This is a genomic window from Neisseria sp. P0021.S006, assembly GCF_051956895.1.
Window position 1 is genome coordinate 1 of the sequence record NZ_JBQCWZ010000806.1, and the last position, 604, is coordinate 604.

Sequence of the window (604 nt, forward strand, 5' to 3'; positions counted from 1 at the left end):
AGATGTGTAGAAGAGACATGTCGCCGGCGTAGGCTTCTTCCACCAGCTCGCGGTCGTGCGACATGAAGGTTACCACGCTGGAGGCGGCGATTTCGCGGTTGATACGCAGGTGTTTCATCTTCATGCCGCGCTCGAACTTGCCGGAGCAGACGCGCAAGAAGGCGATGCGGTCGCGGTGTTTCGGGTCCATATTGGCTTGGATTTTGAAGATAAATCCGGAGAATTTCGGCTCGTCCGGCTCGACCATGCGCACGGTCGCGTCGCGCGGTTTCGGCGCGGGCGCCCATTCAATCAATGAATTGAGGATTTCCTGAATACCGAAGTTGTTAATCGCAGAGCCGAAGAACACGGGCGTGAGTTCGCCGGCGAGGAATTCTTCGAGATTAAATTCGTTGGAAGCAGCCTGTACCAATTCGATTTCGTCTCGCAGCTGCTGGATTTCAAGCGGAAAGCGTTGTTCCAATTCAGGATTGTCGATACCTTTGATGATGTCGAACTCGTGCGGCAGACGCTCGCCACCTGCGTCGAAGAGATAGATTTCGTCGTTCAGGATGTGGTACACGCCTTTGAAATTTTTGCCCATGCCGATCGGCCAGGTTACGGG

Annotated in this window: 1 pseudogene; it reads right to left on the reverse strand. The window is 54.5% G+C overall.

The features are described 5' to 3' along the window. A pseudogene (prfC, locus tag ACTHUM_RS17210) lies at positions 1–604 on the reverse strand (peptide chain release factor 3); the annotation flags it as partial.